Origin of the sequence: Streptomyces sp. NPDC093544 (genome assembly GCF_040683495.1) — a bacterium.
Classification (GTDB): Bacteria; Actinomycetota; Actinomycetes; order Streptomycetales; family Streptomycetaceae; genus Streptomyces.
In genome coordinates, this window is sequence record NZ_JBFBEA010000022.1 from 1 (window position 1) to 17,837 (window position 17,837).

Consider the following 17,837-nt stretch of genomic DNA (forward strand, 5'->3'; position numbering starts at 1 on the left):
CCGACGCACGTCCGATCTCTCAGGAACGGGACGGGAAGGGGCGGAGGGGGCGAAAACCCCCTACACCACCCCCGCCCCCCTCAACCCCCCAGGCAACTCCCCGCTATAGAGCACCCCCAGCACCTGCGTAGCCCGAGTCAGCGCCACATACAGATCGCTCGTCCCGAACCCCCCGGGCTCAACCACCAACACCGAGTCGAACTCCAGCCCCTTGGCCTGCCGAGGATCAAGAAGCACCACCGCACGGGTCAGATCGGGCGACTCCCCCACCGTCACCCCGTCCAACCGGTCGGCAAGCGAGCCGTGCAGCGCCCGCGGCGCGATCACCGCAAGCCGCCCCTCGGCAGGCGCCAGCTCGGCGACGGCCTTGGCAACAGCGCCCGGCAGGTCGTCGGAGACGGCCCGCACCCACGGCCGTACGCCAGTACTCCGCACGGACCGAGGCGGCTCGAACTCAGGATGCTCCGCCCGCAGCACCCCCGCAGCGAGGTCCATGATCTCGGACGGAGTCCGGTAGTTGACCGCGAGACGGGCGTGGTCCCACCGGTCCTCGACGTAGGGAGAGAGGATCTCCTCCCACGATCCGACCCCACCGGCCTCGGACGTCTGCGCGGGGTCGCCGACCAGCGTCATCGACCGCGTAGGACTCCGCCGCATCAACAGCCGCCAGGCCATGGGCGACAACTCCTGCGCCTCGTCCACGATGATGTGCCCGAACGCCCAGGTCCGATCGCCCGCCGCCCGTTCGGCGGCACTGCGGTGGTCGTCCTCCTCGTGCCGCTCGGCCATCCGCTCGGCGTCGATGATGTTGTGCGCGGAGAGGACCTCGGAGTCCTCTTCGTCCATGTCCTCGAACTCGTACGTACGGGAGGCGTAGGACACGTCCAACACGCCCTGTGCGTAAGCGACTTGACTGCGCCGCTCCTGATCGGCGAGGGCCCGCGCCACCCGATCGTCCTCGCCCAGCAGTTCGGCGGCCTCATCGAGGAGAGGCACGTCCGCGGTGGTCCACTCCCGCGTGACCTCCCGCCGGACGGCGTCCGCGTCCCCGTCCGGCAGATACCCGTCGGGCTCGGCGAGGAAGTCCGCAACCAGCCGCTGCGGAGTCAGCCGCGGCCACAACTGCTCGATGGCGCCCCAGACTTCGGGGTTCTCGGCCAGTTCGTCGCGGATCTGCGTGATGTCACTGGCGTCGAGGAGATTCGACCCGTCGAAGGGATCCGTGCCGATGCGCTCGGCCAGCATGTCGGTGAGCGTGTTGAGGATGTGGCCCTCGAAGTACTCGCGCGCGACGTTGTGCGGCAACTGCGCCTCACGGGTGCGCTCACGGGCGACTCCCACGAGCCCCGCGTCGAGCATGAGGATGTCCCGGTCGTGCTCGATGGCGATGACGGGGTCGGGAAGGCCCTGCCGATCGCGTACGACCGCGGCGAGTACGTCGGCCATGTCGGCGCGCCCCTTCACGGCAGCCGCTTCGGGCAGGTCGCCGACGGTCGCCTTCACCCCGGGGAACAGTTCCCCGACGGTCGCGAGCAGCACACCCGTCTCACCCAGTGCGGGCAGCACTTCGCCGATATAGCCGAGGAAGGCGGGGTTCGGCCCGACGATCAGGACGGCTCGCTTGGCGAGCAACTCCCGGTACTCGTACAGCAGATAGGCGGCCCTGTGCAGCGCGACCGCCGTCTTGCCGGTGCCGGGCCCGCCCTCGACCACCAGCACACCCTGGTAGGGCGCGCGGATGATCTCGTCCTGCTCGGCCTGGATGGTCTGCACGATGTCGCTCATGCGGCCGGTGCGCGCCGAGTTCAGCGCGGCGAGGAGCACCGCGTCGCCGCTCGGGTCCTCGTGCCCGGTGCGTTCGTGGTCGCCGAGGTCGAGGATCTCGTCGTGGAGATCGGTGACCTGTCGGCCGTCGGTGGTGATGTGCCGGCGCCGCCGCAGGCCCATCGTCGTATGGCCGGTGGCCAGGTAGAAGGGGCGGGCGACGGGAGCCCGCCAGTCGATGAGGATCGGGGTGTGCTCGGCGTCGTCGGCGCGGATGCCGATACGGCCGATGTGGTGGCTCACCCCGGAGGTGAGGTCGATACGGCCGAAGCAGAGCGAACCGTCCACGGCGTTCAGCGCGGCCAGCAGCCCCGAGCGCTCGGCGACGAGCACGTCCCGCTCAAGGCGCGCCTGCATGGGCGTGTTCCCCTGCCCGAGGGCGTCCACGACGGCGGCCTCCGTGTCACCGCGCAGCGCGTCCACGCGCGTGTACACCCCGTCGATGAATTCCTGCTCAATACGCAATTCATCGTCGACAAATCCTGTGGTGGAGTCTGTGTTTGAGCCCCTGTTTGACAATTCTACTCCCGGCCGGATACACTGTGCTCAGTGAACTTCTCCGCGATTCAATGCCCTTGAAGTCGCGAACCATTAAATATACGCAAGGAAATCCCCCGAGCGCAATTGCTCGGGGGATTTCTTGTGTCTGTCGGCCGACCGTCGGGGGCCGGGTGGCCGGTTCCGCGGTGCGGGGGGCTACATCACCTCGGACAGCTCCTCCAGAAGCCGTCGCTTGGGCCTGGACCCCACCATCGACTTCACCGGCGCCCCGCCGCGGAACACCATGAAGGTGGGCATCGACAGCACGCCGTACGCGAGCGTGGTCTGCGGGTTCGTGTCCACGTCCAGTTGTACGACCTTGAGCCGGTCGCCCTCCTCGGCGGCGAGGGCGGTCAGCACCGGCGCCATCTGCCGGCACGGCGGGCACCAGTCGGCCGTGAACTCCACCAGCACGGGCAACTCCGCCCCGATCACCTCCGCCTCGAAGTCCGCGTCCGTCACCTCTGCCACACCCGCTGCCTTGATCACCGCGTCCGCCCTCCCAGTTCGCATACGGGTTCCGGGCCACCCGGAACCCCCGCATCGGCCGCCAGCTCGTCCCGCGCCCGCTCCGCCCGCGCCAGCTGCTCGCCGACCGTCGCCCGTACCGCGACCAACTCGTCGATCACCGCGTCGAGTTCACCGAGCTTGCGCCGGTAGACCGCCAGCGACGCGGGGCAGGAGTCGCCCTCCGGATGCCCGGCCCGCAGACACTCCACGAAGGGCCGCGTCTCCTCCAGGTCGAACCCGAAGTCCTGCAAGGTCCTGATCTGCCGCAGCAACCGCAGATCACCCTCGTCGTACGTCCGGTACCCGTTCTCACCCCGCCGCGCGGGCAACAGCCCCCGAGACTCGTAGTACCGCAGAGTCCGCGTGGTCGTCCCGGCCCGTACGGCCAGCTCGCCGATTCGCATATGTCGACGGTAATCCTTGACGCCGACGTCAAGGCAAGGATGTCTCCGGGAGTGTGCCTGGTGTGCCCGTCAGCCGCGGGCCGGCGGCAGCAGCGGCTTCCGCTCCACCGGGGACGACATGACGATCGACGTCGTCGTGCGGCCGAGGGCGGAGGTCTGCTCCAGGACGTCCTCCAGTTGGATGGTGTCCTCGACCACGACCTTGAGGATCCAGCAGTCCTCGCCGACGACATGGTGGACCTCGACGATCTCCGGGCGGGAGAGGAGTTCGAGCGTCCTGGGGTGCTTCAGGGTGTAGCCGCCGTGCGGGTTGACGCGGATGAAGGCCTGGATGCCGTAGCCGAGGCGGGGCGGCGAGACATGGGCGCCGTAGCCGGTGATGGCGCCCGTCGACTCCAGGCGCCGGACGCGTTCGGCGACGGCCGCCGGGCTCAGCCGGACGCGGCGGCCCAGCTCACTGAGCTTGATCCGGCCGTCGCTCTGAAGCAGCTCAAGGATCTGCCGGTCCAGGGCGTCCAAGGCCACTGACGTTTCGTTGGCGGCGGGGCGCAGATGCCGTGGTTCCTTCGGTGCCGCGGCCGGATCTCCCATGACTCCCCCTTCAGACCTCACTGTCACCTCGGGAGAATTATGACCACAGGAGCTCAGGGGTTGTTTTACGGGGAGGAACAGCGTGCGCGAGGTATGTGTCATCGGCGGAAACCGGTATATCGGAAAGCGTCTGATTACCCGGCTGATTGCCGCCGGGGACCGGGTCACCGTCATCAATCGCGGTTCGTCGGCACCGCCCCCGGGGACAATTCACCTGGTCGCCGACCGCGATGACGAGAAGTCCCTGGAGAGGGCGCTGGGTTCGCGTGCGTTCGACGTCGTCATCGACCAGGTCTGCTACACACCCAGGCAGGCCGAGATCGCGCGACGCGTGTTCGCGGGCCGCACGCGGCGGTACGTCATGACGTCCACCGTCGAGGTGTACGAGTACGAGGACTCGGTGGCCCTCGTACGCGAGGATGCCATGGACGCTCGTACGGTCGGCGTCGATGTCGAACTCCCCTGGAGCGACGAGGAGTTCCTCGACACGCACTACGGCGAGGGCAAGCGGCAGGCCGAGGCGGTCTTCGCGGCGGCCGGCCCGGCGCTGCCGTACGTGGCCGTCCGCGTCGCCCATGTCCTGGGCGGGGGCGATGACTTCACCGGCCGCCTCGACCACTACATCGACCGCGTCCGCACCGGTGAGCCGATCGCCGTACCCGTCGCGAACCGCCCCGCGACCTACATTCATGTCGAGGAGATCGCGGAATTTCTCGTCTGGGCGGCGGGCTCGGAATTCACCGGCCCGGTGAACGCCGCCTCCCACGGAGTGCTCACCACCGAGGAGTTGTGCGCGGCGGTGGCCGTACACCTCCCGGAGGGCAAGGCGGTCTTCCGGAGTGTCGAGGTCGGGGACATCTCACCGTTCTCCTTCTCCCGCTCGTACGGCATGGACAACTCCCGGGCCACGAAGCTCGGTTTCACCTTCGGCGAGGCCCATGAATGGCTGCCGCGCGCCGTGACAGAGACCATCGGGAAGGACAACTGACATGCACCACCGCCCCCTTGGAAACCTCCGCGTCGGCGCGGTCGGCCTCGGCGCGATGCCGCTGTCCATCGAGGGCCGCCCGGACGAGACGCGGGCCGTGGCCACGGTGCACGCCGCCCTCGACGCGGGAGTGACGCTCCTGGACACCGCGGACTCCTACCACCTGCCCGGCGAGGAGCCCGGCCACAACGAACGGCTGGTGGCCCGCGCCCTGGCGACCTACGGCGGCGGCACGGCCGATGTGCTGGTGGCCACGAAGGGCGGGCGCGGCAGACCGGCCGACGGCAGCTGGACGGTAACGGGTTCTCCGCGCCACCTCAGGTCGGCGGCGGGGGCCTCCCTCAAGCGGCTCGGCGTGGAGGCGATCGGCCTCTACCAACTCCACAAGCCGGACCCGGCCATCCCCTTCGAGGACTCGCTCGGCGCCCTGCGCGACCTCCTCGACGAGGGCAGGATCCGCCTCGCCGGAATCTCCAACACGACCGTCGCCCAGATCCACCAGGCCCACGCGATCCTCGGCGACCGCCTGGCCTCGGTCCAGAACCAGTACTCCCCCGCGGTGCGGGACAGCGAGCCGGAGCTGGAGCTCTGCGCCGAACTGGGCATCGCGTTCCTGCCATGGAGCCCCCTGGGCGGCATCTCCCGCAGCTCCCTGGACGGCCCGTCGAAGGTGCGGTCCGACGACCGCTTCGGCGCCTTCAGCGAGGTGGCCCGCAAGCACGGCGTGAGCCCCCAACAGGTCTGCCTCGCCTGGCTGTTGACCCGCTCACCGACCGTGATCCCGATCCCCGGCGCAAGCCAGCCGGCCACGATCCGGGACTCGGCGGGGGCGGCGGACCTGGCACTGAACGCCGAGGATCTGGCCCGGCTCAACAGCCACAGCTGAACAGTGGAACCCCTCCGCTTCTTGGTGGAGCCCTTGTGGAGGCCCCGTTCCGGTGGACCTGCGGCAGGCAGAATGGTGGGTATGACCACGGTGAGCCCCAGCCGCGCGGATGTGAACCGGCGCCGGATCCTCGACGTCGCGCTCACTGAACTGCTGCGCGATCCCGACGCGTCCATGGACCAGATCGCGCGAGCCGCGGGCGTCGTACGGCGTACGGTCTACGGGCATTTCCCGAGCCGTGAGGCACTGATCTACACGTTGTTCGACGCCGCTGTGGACGCGGTGGAGGCGGCGCACATGGCGGGTCGCGAAGGTGTCGAGGATCCGATGGAGTCGTTGGTCCGCTCGACGCTCGCCTGCTGGGAGGTCGCCGACCGCTACCGGCTGCTCATCGGGCTCGCGCAGCGCAGCGTCACGGTGCAGGGCATCCGAGATCGACTCACGCCCGTGCGCGGAGCCGCCGTGGAGGTGCTCCGACGCGGTCTGGAACAGGGGGTGTTCGAGTCCCCGCTGCCCGCGACCGTGCTCGCCCACGTACACGAGCAAATGCTGTTCGCGCTCATGGAGGCGGTGAACCACGGCCTGCTGGCAGCGGAGGAGGCGGGCCGCTCCGCCGCGGTCACGCTGCTGACCGCGGCGGGCGTACCCGCCTCACACGCCACCGAGCTGGTGGCGAAGCTGAGCGACTGAACCTGCGGGTTCCGGTGACGCACCGAGCGGCCAAGCCACGGGGGATGGCCTGGCCGCTCGGCGTTCTGGGGAGGGGATGTCCCGGTCGTCCCGGTCCCCGGTTCGCGGGCGCCCCGTTCAGGAGGGCACCCGCGAGGCTTGTGCCTTGGCTATGCCTGGCTATGCAGTGACCATGCCTTGGCCATGCCTGGCTACGCCTTGGCGAGTTCCTTCTCGCCGCCCTGCTCCGGGACCTCCGCGTCGGCCGGAACCGCGGTGTCCTCGTCGTCGTCCAGCAGGGTCTTCTCGTCGAACGGCAGCTCACCCGCGAGGACACGGTTCACGCGGTCCATGTCGATCTCCTTCGTCCAGGTGCCGATCAGGACGGTGGCGACCGAGTTGCCCGCGAAGTTCGTCAGTGCGCGCGCCTCGCTCATGAAGCGGTCGATCCCGACGATCAGGCCGATGCCGTCCACCAGGGCGGGCTTGTGCGACTGGAGGCCGCCGGCCAGGGTCGCCATGCCGGCACCGGTGACACCGGCGGCACCCTTCGAGGCGACGAAGAGGAAGAGCAGCAGCGGGATCTGCTCGCCGATCGACATCGGCGTACCCATGGCGTCGGCGATGAACAGCGAGGCCATGGTCATGTAGATCATGGTGCCGTCGAGGTTGAAGGAGTAGCCGGTCGGGATGGTGATGCCGACCACCGGCTTGCTGACGCCCAGGTGCTCCATCTTCGCGATGACCCGCGGCAGCGCGGACTCGGAGGAGGAGGTCGAAAGGATCAGCAGGAACTCACGGCCCAGGTACTTGAACAGCGTGAGGATGTTCAGGCCGGAGACGATCCGCAGCAGCGCGCCGAGCACGATGAAGACGAACAGGAAGCACGTGGCGTAGAAGCCGAGCATCAGGACGGCGAGGCTCTTGAGGGCTTCGAGGCCCGCGGAGCCGACCACCGCGGCCATCGCGCCGAAGGCGCCGACCGGGGCGGCCCACATCACCATGCCGAGGATGCGGAAGACGAGCCGCTGAATGTGCTCGACACCGCGCAGGACCGGCTGGCCGGCGGGGCCCATGGCCTGCAGCGCGAAGCCGGCGAGCAGGGCGACGAGCAGGGTCTGCAGGACCTCGCCCTCGGTGAAGGCGGAGACGATCGTCGTCGGGATGATGCCGAGCAGGAACTCGGTGGTGTCCTTGGCCTCCGCGTCGACCTGCGCGTGTCCGACGTCCTTGATCGCGTCGGTGACGGCGAGGCCGCTGCCCGGGTCCAGGATGTTGCCGACGACCAGGCCGATGCTCAGCGCGACCAGCGACATGACCGTGAAGTAGGCCAGTGCGATACCGCCGACGGCGCCGACCTTGGCGGCCTTCCGTACCGAGCCGATGCCCAGCACGATCGTGCAGAAGATGATGGGGGAGATCATCATCTTGATGAGGTTCACGAAGCCGGTGCCGATGGGCTTGAGCTCGACCGCGAAGTCGGGAGCGATCAGGCCGACGGCGATACCGACGATCACGGCGCCGATCACGGCGATGTAGAGATAGTGGGTGCGGTCCCGCTTTGCGGCGGGTGCGGCAGGTGCGGTTTGCGGGGCGCTGGCCACGGCTGCCCTCCTTGACGACGTCGTCGGCATCATCCGGCGTGCGGCTCACGACCGGCGGAACCCGGCGTGCGGCTCACGTCCGGGGATCCGGAAGTCGCGCCTCCAGGACCCGGGAGGCGGATTCCCGGGTGGATCCGGGAGACGGACTCCCGGCCTGTCCTGGAGGCGCACTCCCAGGGGATGCGGTGACTATCTCCCGCCTTGTGAGGGCGGTCACCCTTCCGTTCATTTAGTTCACACTTATACGTGGAGGGAGACTGTTAGCCATGCGCTTCCCACGCGTTCCCAAACCTCGCAGCCTCGCCGGTCAGCTCTTCGGCATGCAGGCCGTGCTGATCGCGGTGCTCGTTGCCGGGTACGCGCTCTTCAGTTACGTCAGCGACCGCGGCCAGGCGCAGGACGCGGCGGGCCGCCAGGCCATGGCGGTGGCCGGCTCGGTCGCCGACTCCCCTTCGGTGCGTGAGGCGATCCACACCTCCAACCCGACGAAGACCCTCCAGCCGTACGCCCTCCTCGTGCAGGCGGACACGGACGTCGACTTCGTCACGATCATGAACCCGCAGGGCATCCGCTGGACCCACCCCGACGAGACGCTGATAGGCAAGCACTTCCTCGGCAATATCGGCCCCGCCCTGGCGGGCAAGGCCTTCACGGAGACATACACGGGCACGTTGGGACCATCCGTCCGCGCGGTGGTTCCCATCCGGGAAAACGGCAAGATCATCGGCCTGGTCAGCGCGGGCATCAAGGTCGAGGTGATCACCGCCCGCGTACAGGACCAGGTGACGGCGCTCCTCGGGGTCGCGGCGGGCGCCCTGGCACTGGGCGGTCTCGGCACGTACGTCATCAACGCCCGGCTGCGCCGCTCCACCCACGGGATGAACGCGGCCGAGCTGAGCCACATGCACGACTACCACCAGGCCGCGCTGCACGCCGTACGCGAGGGCCTGCTGATGCTGGACGGACAGTTCAAGGTGGCGCTGATCAACGACGGCGGGCGCGAGCTGCTCGGTGTGACCGGCGATGTGGTCGGCCGTTCCGTGGCCGAACTCGGGCTGCCCGCACCGCTGACGGGCGCGCTGCTGTCGGCGGAGACACGGGTGGACGAGGTGCACCTGACCGCGGACCGCGTCCTGGTGGTGAACACCTCCCCGGTCTCCGGCGGTGACCGCCGTGGCATCGTCGTGACCTTGCGCGACGTGACCGAACTCCAGTCCCTGATGGGTGAGTTGGACTCGGAGCGCGGCTTCACCCTGGCGCTGCGCTCACAGGCTCACGAGGCCGCGAACCGCCTCCACACGGTGGTGTCCCTCATCGAGCTGGACCGCGCCGAGGAGGCCGTCGACTTCGCCACGGCGGAACTGGAGCTGGCCCAGACACTCACCGACCAGGTGGTCGCGGCGGTCAGCGAACCGGTGCTCGCCGCCCTGCTCCTGGGCAAGGCCGCGCAGGCCAACGAGCGGGGTGTGGAACTGGTGGTCTCCCAGGACAGCGCCATCGACGACGGGCTCCTGCCGGACTCCCTGTCCGCCCGCGACCTGGTCACGGTCCTGGGGAATCTCATCGACAACGCGGTGGACGCGGCGCAGGGGACGGTGGGGGCGCGGGTCACGGTGACGGCGTTCACGGACGCCGACGGGCTGGTGCTGCGGGTCGCCGACACCGGTGCGGGGGTCGCTCCCGCCCACGTGGAAGCGGTCTTCCAGCGCGGCTGGTCGACCAAGCCCTCGGGGCCCGGCGGCCGGGGCCTGGGACTGGCTCTCGTACGGCAGGCCGTGAGCAGGCACGACGGCACATTGACGGTGGCGGCCGCCGCCGGGGGTGGGGCGGAGTTCGAGGCGCGGCTGCCGTTGCCTACGGTGTCCTCGGCGCCGAGGACCGCGGAGTCCGGGGCCGAGGCATCCACCGCAGCGTCCGACGCCGGGGCGTCCACCGCGCCGCCGACCCGACAGCAGGACGATCGGCCCGAGCCCGCCCAGTCCCCTCAATCCCCTCCGTCCCCTCCGTCCCCTCCATCCCCTCCATCCCCTCCATCCCCTCCATCCCCTCCATCCCCTCCATCCCCTCCATCCCCTCCATCCCCTCCATCCCCTCCGTCCGCCCAGCCCACTCAGTCCGCCCAGCCCGCCTTGCCTGGAGGCGACGTATGACGCCCGACCCCATCCGCGTACTGGTCGTCGAGGACGACCCGGTCGCCGCCGACGCGCACGTCATGTACGTCGGCCGCGTGCCCGGCTTCACGGCCGTCGGCAAGGCGCACACGGGTGCGGAGGCGCGGCGCGCGCTGGACCGTACGTCGGTGGATCTGCTGCTGCTCGACCTGCACCTGCCGGACACGCACGGCCTGCAGCTCGCCCGCTCGCTGCGCGCCGCCGGCTATCACGCGGACGTGATCGCGGTGACGTCGGCGAGGGATCTGGCGGTCGTACGGGAGGGTGTGTCGCTCGGGGTCGTCCAGTACGTCCTGAAGCCCTTCACCTTCGCCACGCTGCGTGACCGCCTGATCCGGTACGCGGAGTACCACGCGGCGGCGGGCGAGGCGAGCGGCCAGGACGAGGTGGACCGCGCCCTGGCCACCCTGCGCGCACCGGGCCCGGCCGCGCTCCCCAAAGGCCTGAGCGCCCCGACCCTCGAACGCGTCACCGTCACCCTGCGGGACTGCGGCGAGGGCCTGACGGCGGCCGGGATCGCCGAGCTGGTCGGGATCTCCCGGATCACGGCCCGGCGCTATCTCGAACACCTGGTGGAGTCGGGGCGGGCGGCACGGGCCCCGCAGTACGGCCAGGTGGGACGGCCGGAGCTGCAGTATCGGTGGGTGAAGGGCTAGAACCTGGGCAGGTCGTCAATGGTCTCGTGGACGAGGTGGTCGTATGCGCGTGATCGCGGCGAAGACCACGAGGGCCGCCAGGCTCCCGCACACGAGGGCGGGATAGTCGGCCCAGTCGGGGTCGGCCGGTGCGGGCATCCCCGTCCGCACCAGTCTGCCGACCGACCAGAAGACGAGCAGACCGACTGTGAGGGCCGGCCAGCGGTACCGCACTCCATTGATCAGGTCGTCGACCATCGCGCCCACGGTGCCCACCCCGATGACGACCACAGCGTCGGTCCAGCCGAGGGCGACCACCCCAGCCCCCGCGGCGGCGCAGAAGAACCAGCACCACACAAGCGGCCCGATCGAGGCGACACCTCGCGGGGTCCCCCGTGGAAACCAGAAGAACCGGCGCGCCCTCGCAACGAACCCGCGATCCCCGTCGTACGACGTCACGTCGCCCCCCGCCGTGATGACTGCCTGGTCAAGTTCACCTCGTACGAGGTGGACCACCTCGTACGAGGTGGACTCACGGCAGCGGCCGAGGGTTGTGCGTACGACACGACCTGCACGCCGAGCACCACCGCGGCCAGTGCCTCCGTAACGGACAACACCATCAGTCCCGTGGCGACTTGACCACTGCTCCAGTACACGGCGAGGCCGGCGAGCGGTACGACACAGAAGGCGAGCAGGTCGACTCCGCACTGGATGACTTTGCGCGACACTCTCCGACGGTCGCCGCGATGGGCGTTCTCCCACCCGAAGGCGGCATCGGTGGCGGCGAGTTCTGCGAGCTTCGGTCCCAACTCCAGCCTCACATAGGCCCCGATGGCCGAGATCTTCTCGTCGTTGACGAGGTAGGTCCACCCGAGGACGACGCACACGGGCGGCAGGGCCAGCAACATCGATGTCTGCCTGGCCTGCGCGGCCGCGGCGACGACGGCGGCCACGACGGCGAGTGTCACGTACAGCAGATTGTCCCGGAACCCGATCCTCGCCTTCTGCTCGTCCTTGACGACCTGATACTCGGCGAGCAGCAACTGCCCTACGGTGACGCCCTGTTCCGGCACGACACGTTCCCCCTATTGACCTGACATACTCCCGCCTCTTACGTTCGCCGAGCCAGACAAGTCTTGGCCGACAACGATGTCGGCCAGTAGGAGGTCGTGCCCGTGCGCCCCACCGCCGCCCCACTTCTCCTCGTCACGTTGCTCACCGCCACCACGCTCACGGCCTGCGGATCAGGGTCCGGCAGCGATCCCGACACCGTGAAGATCTCGTTCAAACAGTCCACGGACAACTCGATCAAGGTGATGGACACCTATCTGGGCGAGATGAAGAAGGAGTTCGAGAAGGCGAACCCCGGCAAGAAGGTCGAGCTGGTTCCGATCAAGGCGCCGGACTCCGAGTACTACACGAAGGTCCAGCAGATGCTGCGGTCTCCGAAGACGGCTCCCGACCTGGTCTACGAGGACACCTTCCTCATCAACTCGGACATCACCAGCGGCTACTTGAAGCCCCTGGACGCCTACCTCGACAAGTGGCCGGACTGGGACCAGTTCATCGACACGGCGAAGACGGCGGCCAAGGCCGAGGACGGGAAGACGTACGGCGTCCCGGACGGGACGGACACCCGGGGTCTCTGGTTCGACAAGGCCATCTTCAAGAAGGCGGGCCTGCCGAGCGACTGGCAGCCGAAGACCTGGGACGAGGTCCTCGACGCGGCCCGCACGATCAAGGAGAAGGTCCCCGGCGTCACCCCCCTGAACGTCTACACGGGCAAGCCCGCCGGTGAGGCCGCCACCATGCAGGGCTTCGAGATGCTGCTGTACGGCACGGGGGACGGCTCGTCGGATCCCCTGTATGACACCGCGTCGAAGAAGTGGATCGCCGGCAGCCAGGCCTTCAAGGACTCCCTCGCCTTCGTGGAGACGGTCTTCAAGGAGAAGCTGGGCCCGGAGGTCTCCGACGCCCTCGACCCCAACATCTCGACCACGGTCCGCGGCGAGCTGCTGCCCGAGGGCAAGCTCGGCATCAACCTCGACGGCAGCTGGCTCCCGCAGGACTGGCTGACGGGGTCGGGCCACGAATGGCCCGAGTGGTCCGACAAGCTCGGTCTCGCGTACATGCCGACGCAGAACGGCCAGGCTCCCGGCAAGGTGAGCATGTCCGGCGGCTGGACCTGGTCGATCCCGGCCAAGTCGTCCAACCCCGACCTGGCCTTCAAGTTCATCGAGACGATGCAGACCAAGGCGAACGCCCAGAAGTGGTACATCGCCAACTCCGGTATCGCGGTGCGGAAGGACGTCGCCGCCGACCCCGCGTACGTCGCGGCGCAGCCCGGCATCAAGTTCTTCACGGACCTGGTCGCGAGCACGCACTACCGGCCCGCGTACCCGGCGTACCCGAGGGTCTCGACCGCCATCCAGGAGGCCATGGAGAGCGTGACGACGGGCGACAGTTCCGTCGGGGAGGCGGCGAGCGGATACGACGATGAGCTGAAGACGGCCACCGACGACCAAGTGATCACCAAGTGAGCGTGAGTACGCCGGTGGCAGCTCAGGTCCGTCCCCCGGACCCGGACACGAAGGTCGCCTCCCCTCGCCGGGGAGGCCTCCGCCGCTCCCTCATCCGGGCGCTCCCGGTCTCCCCCGCTCTCATTCTGCTCGTCCTTTTCCTCGCGGGCCCGATCGGCTACTGCGCCTACATCGCCTTCACGGACCTGCAGTTGACGGGCCAGGCCCATTCGTCGTTCGTCGGCTTCGACAACTTCCGGGCGGCGTTCCAGGACGACGCGTTCCTGAACGCGGTCTGGCTCACGCTGGTATTCACGGTGCTGTCGTCGCTGGTCGGGCAGAACACGCTGGGGCTGGCGCTGGCCGCACTGATGCAGCGGGCGTCGAAGCCGGTACGGACGGTCGTGGGCGGGATCGTCATCACGGCGTGGGTACTGCCGGAGGTCGTCGCGGGGTTTTTGCTGTACGCGTTCTTCCGCCGGGAGGGGACGTTGAACGCCATCCTGGACTGGCTCCATCTCCCGTCCCAGAACTGGTTGTTCACCCTGCCCATCCTGGCGGTGTCGTTCGCGAACGTGTGGCGGGGGACAGCTTTCTCGATGCTGGTCTATTCGGCGGCGCTGAATGAAATCCCGAAGGAGATCACGGAGGCGGCGGAGGTGGACGGGGCGGGGGGCTGGCGGCGGATGTGGCACATCACGCTCCCGATGATTCGCCGATCGATCGGTACGAATCTCATGCTGAACACGCTGCAGACGCTGTCGGTGTTCGGGCTGATCTGGGTGATGACGCGAGGTGGGCCGAGCGGCAAGAGCCAGACCCTTCCGCTGTTCATGTACGAACAGGCCTTCCAGAAAAGCATGATCGGGTACGGGACGGCGGTGGCGTTGCTGCTGCTGGTCGTCGGCTCGCTGTTCTCGCTCGTGTACATGCGGCTGCTGCGGACGGAGGTCTGAGATGGCGATTCAGCTTGGTCGTACGCCTCTGAAGTCGTCCCTGAAGTCGTCCCTGAGGTCGTCACTTGGGTCGCCCTTCGGGTCCCGCCGCCGTTCCACCCGGCGGCTGGCTGCGGACGCCGGACTCCTCGTCCTGGCCGCCGCGTTCGCGCTGCCGCTGGTCTGGGTGGTCCTGTCCGCGCTCGACCCGCACGCGGGCCTGCGGGTGCAGGCTCCCGACAGCCTCACGCTGGACAACTTCGACGCGGTCCTGAAACCGGACATCACCTTCACCCCGCTGCTCAACAGCCTGATCCTCTGCGGGGGTGGAACGCTGCTGACGGTGATCTGCTCGACGCTCGCCGCCTATCCGCTGTCCCGTTTCCGATCGCGGCTGAACCGGCCTTTCCTGCTCACCATCCTGTTCGCGACGAGTCTGCCGATCACCGCCATCATGGTGCCGGTGTACGCCCTCTTCGTGCAGGTGAACCTGATCGACACCATGCAGGGCACGATCTTCTTCTTCGCGGCCTCCCAACTGCCCTTCGCCATCTGGCTGATGAAGAACTTCATGGACGGGGTCCCGAAGGAGCTGGAGGAGGCCGCCTGGACGGACGGGGCTTCGTCGTTCCAGTCACTGCTGCGGATCGTGCTGCCACTGATGAGGCCGGGCGTGGCCGTGGTGACGGTGTTCTCGTTCGTGATGATGTGGGGCAACTTCTTCGTGCCCTTTATGTTGCTGCTCACGCCGGACCAGATGCCCGCGTCGGTGAGCATCAATGACTTCTTCGGGAATCGGGGGACTGTGGTTTATGGGCAGTTGGCGGCATTCTCGATCATTTACTCGACGCCGGTGATTTTGCTGTATGTGCTGGTGGCTAAGCGGCTGGGTGGGGGGTTTGCTCTGGGTGGGGCGGTCAAGGGGTGAGGTGTCACCCCTTCCGAACCCCAACCCCCACCGCCGCAAAGTCCCGAGCCCCTCGCCAGGGCAACACCGCCCACATCCGCGTCCCGCCCCCGGGCTCCCTGGCCTCCCCGAACCCCCAGTCCCCCTCACACACCCGCACCACGCACGCCAACACCCGCAGCGCCGCCCGCCTCCGCGCATCGCAGGCCGCCGCCAGCCGGGGATGACTGTGCCGCGGATGCCCGTCGTAAAGGATCACCCGCAACGCCCCCTCCCTGAATCGCAGCGACACATACACCGAGGCGTCGTCCGGCGTGAACCGGCAGGCGCACGCGGCCAGTTCGGCCACCACCTGCACCGCCGCCTCCGTCATGCCCTCCAGCCCGTGCGCCTGAAGAGCCACCCGGGTCGCCGCCCGCGCGATCCGCGAACTCACCGGCCCGGCGGGCAACGTGAAGCTGTACGCGAGCGTGTCCGGGGACGGCGGTGCCGCGTCCCGTACGTCGGCGGAGATGGGGCAGGCCGAGACGGCCGGCGATGAGGACATGGCGAACTCCCTTGAGATTCAGCGGACATGACGATGTGCGTACGGCTCGACCAGTGGCCTGTCTCCCTGACACGAGCCCGCCCCTCCCAGGGCAGGGAGAACGCGGGCAGGCTCGCGCGATGCACTTCCGAACGACGCCGGGCCGTAAGCGACTTGTCACTGACTGTAGGGCATCGAAGGAGTACGTGTACTACCCTTCGCCGAAGATCCTGGTGGACCGATCACCCACCCCGACGGCAGACTGACCCCGTCACACGGCCGAACGGGAGGGAACGCATGCCGCCGAGGAATGCACCGACAGAGCGGCAGCGGCGGCTGGGCGCGGAGTTGCGCAGGATGCGCGTCGCGGCCGGAATGAAGACGGAGTACGCCGCCGGCCTCCTGGGCGTCCCGCGCACGAACGTGCCCAACATGGAGTCAGGCCGCTCAGGCATCAGCGCCGACCGCGTACGTACACTCGCGAGCAACTACGACTGCACGGACGAGGAGTTCGTCGAGGCGCTGGCCGCCATGGCCGCCGGGCGGGACAAGGGCTGGTGGGAGGCGTACCGGGGTCAACTTCCCGACGGCTTCCTGGACATCGCCGAGATGGAGTGGCACGCCAGTCGGCTGCGGATCGCGGTCACCGTGCATCTGCCGGGGCTGATCCAGACCGAGGCCCACGCCCGCGCCGTCTTCGAAGCCGTAATCCCGCCTCTGCCTACCTCCGACGTCGACGTACGCGTCGCCCATCGCGTCGACCGGCAGCAGGTGCTCGACCGACCCGAGCCCCCGGACCTCGACGTGATCCTCCATGAGGCCGCCCTCCGCATGGAGTTCGGCGGACCGACGGTCGCACGGCGGCAGTTGGAGCACCTTCTCCACGTGTCCGAGCACGAGAACGTGACCGTACGCGTCATCCCGTTCAAGGCGGGCGGCTTCCCCGGTGCCGGGCAGTCCGTCGTGTATGCCGAGTCGGCCGTCCCCCGCCTCGACACCGTCGAGCTCGACAGCACACACGGACCGGAGTTCATCGACACATGGACGCAACTCCTCAAGTACCGGGCCCAACTCGACGCGGCCGAGTCCGTAGCACTCTCCCCAGCGGCCTCGCGAGCCTTCATCCACACCCTCGCAGACGACCTCTAGGAGACCCCGTGCCCGACATCATCTGGGAAGAGCCCTACTGCGGTGAAGGCGCGAACTGCTTCCGCATAGGCACCGACCCCGACCCCGCCGGCAACGCCTACATAGCCATCGCAGGCCAGGAGGACCACTACCTCACCGACACCCGCGAAGCCCTCCGCACCCTCATCCGGGACATCAAGGCCGGAAAGGCCGACCACCTCCTCTAGAAGCCCACCGCGCTCCGGCCGGCCTCGACGTCCGCGACTCCACCCGGAGGGCGCTCGGCGAACTGGTCCGGTGTTCGAAAAGCGCACGCCACGGCGTGCCCCCGTGGCGCACCATGACCTCATGCGCACCCGACTTTCGTACCAGCGGCAGGACGAGCGACCAGCTTCCTCGCTGGCGGCCGCGCTGAGGCGGGTCGGGGCCGACCTCGTACTCGACGCGTGGACGTCGGGCTCGGACGACTCCCCTGCGTCCCGCAGCATGGCGTGCCCCTCCGCCGATACGGACGAGGCCGTCGTGCTCCTGTGGTCGGCCGCCGCCGGAACCGCGTGGGCCGAGGCCCTGGCTGAACCCGGCCTGCCGAGCGGGCTCACCGGCACCGGCGAGGCCCGCCCCGTGCCCGTCCGCCTCGACGACACGCCGCTGCCGCCCTCCCTGGGCAGCCTGCGTCACATACGCCTCGCGAGGGGCGCGGACCGTATGGCGGACGCGACGGCGGCGATGATCGTGCACATCGGTTCAACCGCCGTGCCCGCGCCCACCGTTCGGGGCAACGTCTCCGAAAGCGTCTTGGCCATCAGCGACTTCGGCCGGCTGGGCCTTTTCGCGGCCTGTCCGCGGTGCGGCGTGAGCAGTGAGCGGCTGCGCCCGTACGTGACCGTCGACCACATCAGCGACCGGGCCCTGGACCTGGTCATCTGCGGCGCGTGCGGCTGGCAGGACGCCTGCGACATCTGACTCCGCCGAACCGGAAGACCTCTGACGAAACGAAGCC

Annotated in this window: 19 protein-coding genes; 11 read left to right on the forward strand and 8 right to left on the reverse strand. The window is 68.8% G+C overall.

The window, feature by feature from the left end:
• Positions 1 to 60: 60 nt before the first annotated feature.
• The 4 genes from AB0N66_RS30035 to AB0N66_RS30050 all read right to left on the reverse strand — a co-directional run bounded on the left by AB0N66_RS30035 (position 61) and on the right by AB0N66_RS30050 (position 3,803).
• Complete coding sequence (locus tag AB0N66_RS30035) at positions 61 to 2,343, reverse strand: UvrD-helicase domain-containing protein (protein ID WP_365440861.1); 2,283 nt, start codon at positions 2,341 to 2,343, stop codon at positions 61 to 63.
• A gap of 177 nt (positions 2,344 to 2,520) precedes the next feature.
• Complete coding sequence (locus tag AB0N66_RS30040; protein WP_365441136.1) at positions 2,521 to 2,835, reverse strand: thioredoxin domain-containing protein; 315 nt, start codon at positions 2,833 to 2,835, stop codon at positions 2,521 to 2,523.
• Positions 2,836 to 2,849: 14 nt separating this feature from the next.
• Entirely contained in the window at positions 2,850 to 3,278 is a 429-nt protein-coding gene (locus tag AB0N66_RS30045) for a MerR family transcriptional regulator (RefSeq protein WP_365440863.1), read from the reverse strand.
• A gap of 69 nt (positions 3,279 to 3,347) precedes the next feature.
• On the reverse strand, positions 3,348 to 3,803 hold the full coding sequence (locus AB0N66_RS30050) for an Lrp/AsnC family transcriptional regulator (RefSeq protein ID WP_365441138.1): 456 nt from the start codon (positions 3,801 to 3,803) through the stop codon (positions 3,348 to 3,350).
• Between the two features lie 148 nt (positions 3,804 to 3,951).
• Here AB0N66_RS30050 and AB0N66_RS30055 point away from each other — a divergent pair, with 148 nt between their 5' ends.
• The 3 genes from AB0N66_RS30055 to AB0N66_RS30065 all read left to right on the forward strand — a co-directional run bounded on the left by AB0N66_RS30055 (position 3,952) and on the right by AB0N66_RS30065 (position 6,433).
• Positions 3,952 to 4,857 (forward strand): NAD-dependent epimerase/dehydratase family protein, encoded by a 906-nt coding sequence (locus AB0N66_RS30055; protein ID WP_365440865.1) that lies wholly within the window; start codon positions 3,952 to 3,954, stop codon positions 4,855 to 4,857.
• Position 4,858: 1 nt separating this feature from the next.
• The gene (locus tag AB0N66_RS30060; RefSeq protein WP_365440867.1) at positions 4,859 to 5,743 is read left to right on the forward strand and encodes an aldo/keto reductase; all 885 of its coding nucleotides are present in this window, start codon (positions 4,859 to 4,861) and stop codon (positions 5,741 to 5,743) included.
• An 81-nt stretch (positions 5,744 to 5,824) separates the two neighbouring features.
• A complete protein-coding gene (locus AB0N66_RS30065; RefSeq protein WP_365440869.1) occupies positions 5,825 to 6,433 on the forward strand; it encodes a TetR/AcrR family transcriptional regulator in 609 nt (202 codons plus the stop codon).
• Positions 6,434 to 6,624: 191 nt separating this feature from the next.
• Here the strand turns inward: AB0N66_RS30065 and AB0N66_RS30070 are convergent, their stop codons facing one another.
• Complete coding sequence (locus tag AB0N66_RS30070) at positions 6,625 to 8,046, reverse strand: cation:dicarboxylase symporter family transporter (protein ID WP_365441140.1); 1,422 nt, start codon at positions 8,044 to 8,046, stop codon at positions 6,625 to 6,627.
• 236 nt (positions 8,047 to 8,282) lie between these two features.
• On the opposite strand from AB0N66_RS30070, the gene AB0N66_RS30075 reads away from it, so the two are divergent.
• Positions 8,283 to 10,166 (forward strand): sensor histidine kinase, encoded by a 1,884-nt coding sequence (locus AB0N66_RS30075; protein ID WP_365440871.1) that lies wholly within the window; start codon positions 8,283 to 8,285, stop codon positions 10,164 to 10,166.
• Entirely contained in the window at positions 10,163 to 10,843 is a 681-nt protein-coding gene (locus tag AB0N66_RS30080; RefSeq protein ID WP_365440873.1) for a response regulator, read from the forward strand. The genes AB0N66_RS30075 and AB0N66_RS30080 overlap by 4 nt, the downstream gene beginning before the upstream one ends.
• A 15-nt stretch (positions 10,844 to 10,858) precedes the next feature.
• On the opposite strand, the gene AB0N66_RS30085 is transcribed toward AB0N66_RS30080, so the two are convergent.
• Positions 10,859 to 11,140, reverse strand: coding sequence for a hypothetical protein (locus AB0N66_RS30085; RefSeq protein WP_365440875.1), 282 nt, complete (start codon positions 11,138 to 11,140; stop codon positions 10,859 to 10,861).
• A gap of 137 nt (positions 11,141 to 11,277) precedes the next feature.
• On the reverse strand, positions 11,278 to 11,895 hold the full coding sequence (locus tag AB0N66_RS30090) for a hypothetical protein (RefSeq protein WP_365440877.1): 618 nt from the start codon (positions 11,893 to 11,895) through the stop codon (positions 11,278 to 11,280).
• A gap of 96 nt (positions 11,896 to 11,991) precedes the next feature.
• Here AB0N66_RS30090 and AB0N66_RS30095 point away from each other — a divergent pair, with 96 nt between their 5' ends.
• The 3 genes from AB0N66_RS30095 to AB0N66_RS30105 all read left to right on the forward strand — a co-directional run bounded on the left by AB0N66_RS30095 (position 11,992) and on the right by AB0N66_RS30105 (position 15,204).
• The gene (locus AB0N66_RS30095; protein ID WP_365440879.1) at positions 11,992 to 13,362 is read left to right on the forward strand and encodes an extracellular solute-binding protein; all 1,371 of its coding nucleotides are present in this window, start codon (positions 11,992 to 11,994) and stop codon (positions 13,360 to 13,362) included.
• Between the two features lie 92 nt (positions 13,363 to 13,454).
• On the forward strand, positions 13,455 to 14,297 hold the full coding sequence (locus AB0N66_RS30100) for a sugar ABC transporter permease (RefSeq protein ID WP_365441142.1): 843 nt from the start codon (positions 13,455 to 13,457) through the stop codon (positions 14,295 to 14,297).
• Between the two features lie 52 nt (positions 14,298 to 14,349).
• Positions 14,350 to 15,204, forward strand: coding sequence for a carbohydrate ABC transporter permease (locus tag AB0N66_RS30105; protein ID WP_365441144.1), 855 nt, complete (start codon positions 14,350 to 14,352; stop codon positions 15,202 to 15,204).
• A 4-nt stretch (positions 15,205 to 15,208) separates the two neighbouring features.
• Here AB0N66_RS30105 and AB0N66_RS30110 read toward each other — a convergent pair whose 3' ends face one another.
• On the reverse strand, positions 15,209 to 15,730 hold the full coding sequence (locus AB0N66_RS30110; RefSeq protein ID WP_365440881.1) for an ATP-binding protein: 522 nt from the start codon (positions 15,728 to 15,730) through the stop codon (positions 15,209 to 15,211).
• Positions 15,731 to 16,006: 276 nt separating this feature from the next.
• On the opposite strand from AB0N66_RS30110, the gene AB0N66_RS30115 reads away from it, so the two are divergent.
• The 3 genes from AB0N66_RS30115 to AB0N66_RS30125 all read left to right on the forward strand — a co-directional run bounded on the left by AB0N66_RS30115 (position 16,007) and on the right by AB0N66_RS30125 (position 17,800).
• Positions 16,007 to 16,858: a helix-turn-helix transcriptional regulator gene (locus AB0N66_RS30115; protein ID WP_365440883.1), complete on the forward strand. Its 852-nt coding sequence runs from the start codon at positions 16,007 to 16,009 to the stop codon at positions 16,856 to 16,858.
• Positions 16,859 to 16,866: 8 nt separating this feature from the next.
• On the forward strand, positions 16,867 to 17,064 hold the full coding sequence (locus AB0N66_RS30120) for a hypothetical protein (protein ID WP_365440885.1): 198 nt from the start codon (positions 16,867 to 16,869) through the stop codon (positions 17,062 to 17,064).
• 121 nt (positions 17,065 to 17,185) lie between these two features.
• The gene (locus AB0N66_RS30125; RefSeq protein ID WP_365440887.1) at positions 17,186 to 17,800 is read left to right on the forward strand and encodes a TIR domain-containing protein; all 615 of its coding nucleotides are present in this window, start codon (positions 17,186 to 17,188) and stop codon (positions 17,798 to 17,800) included.
• Positions 17,801 to 17,837: the final 37 nt, after the last annotated feature.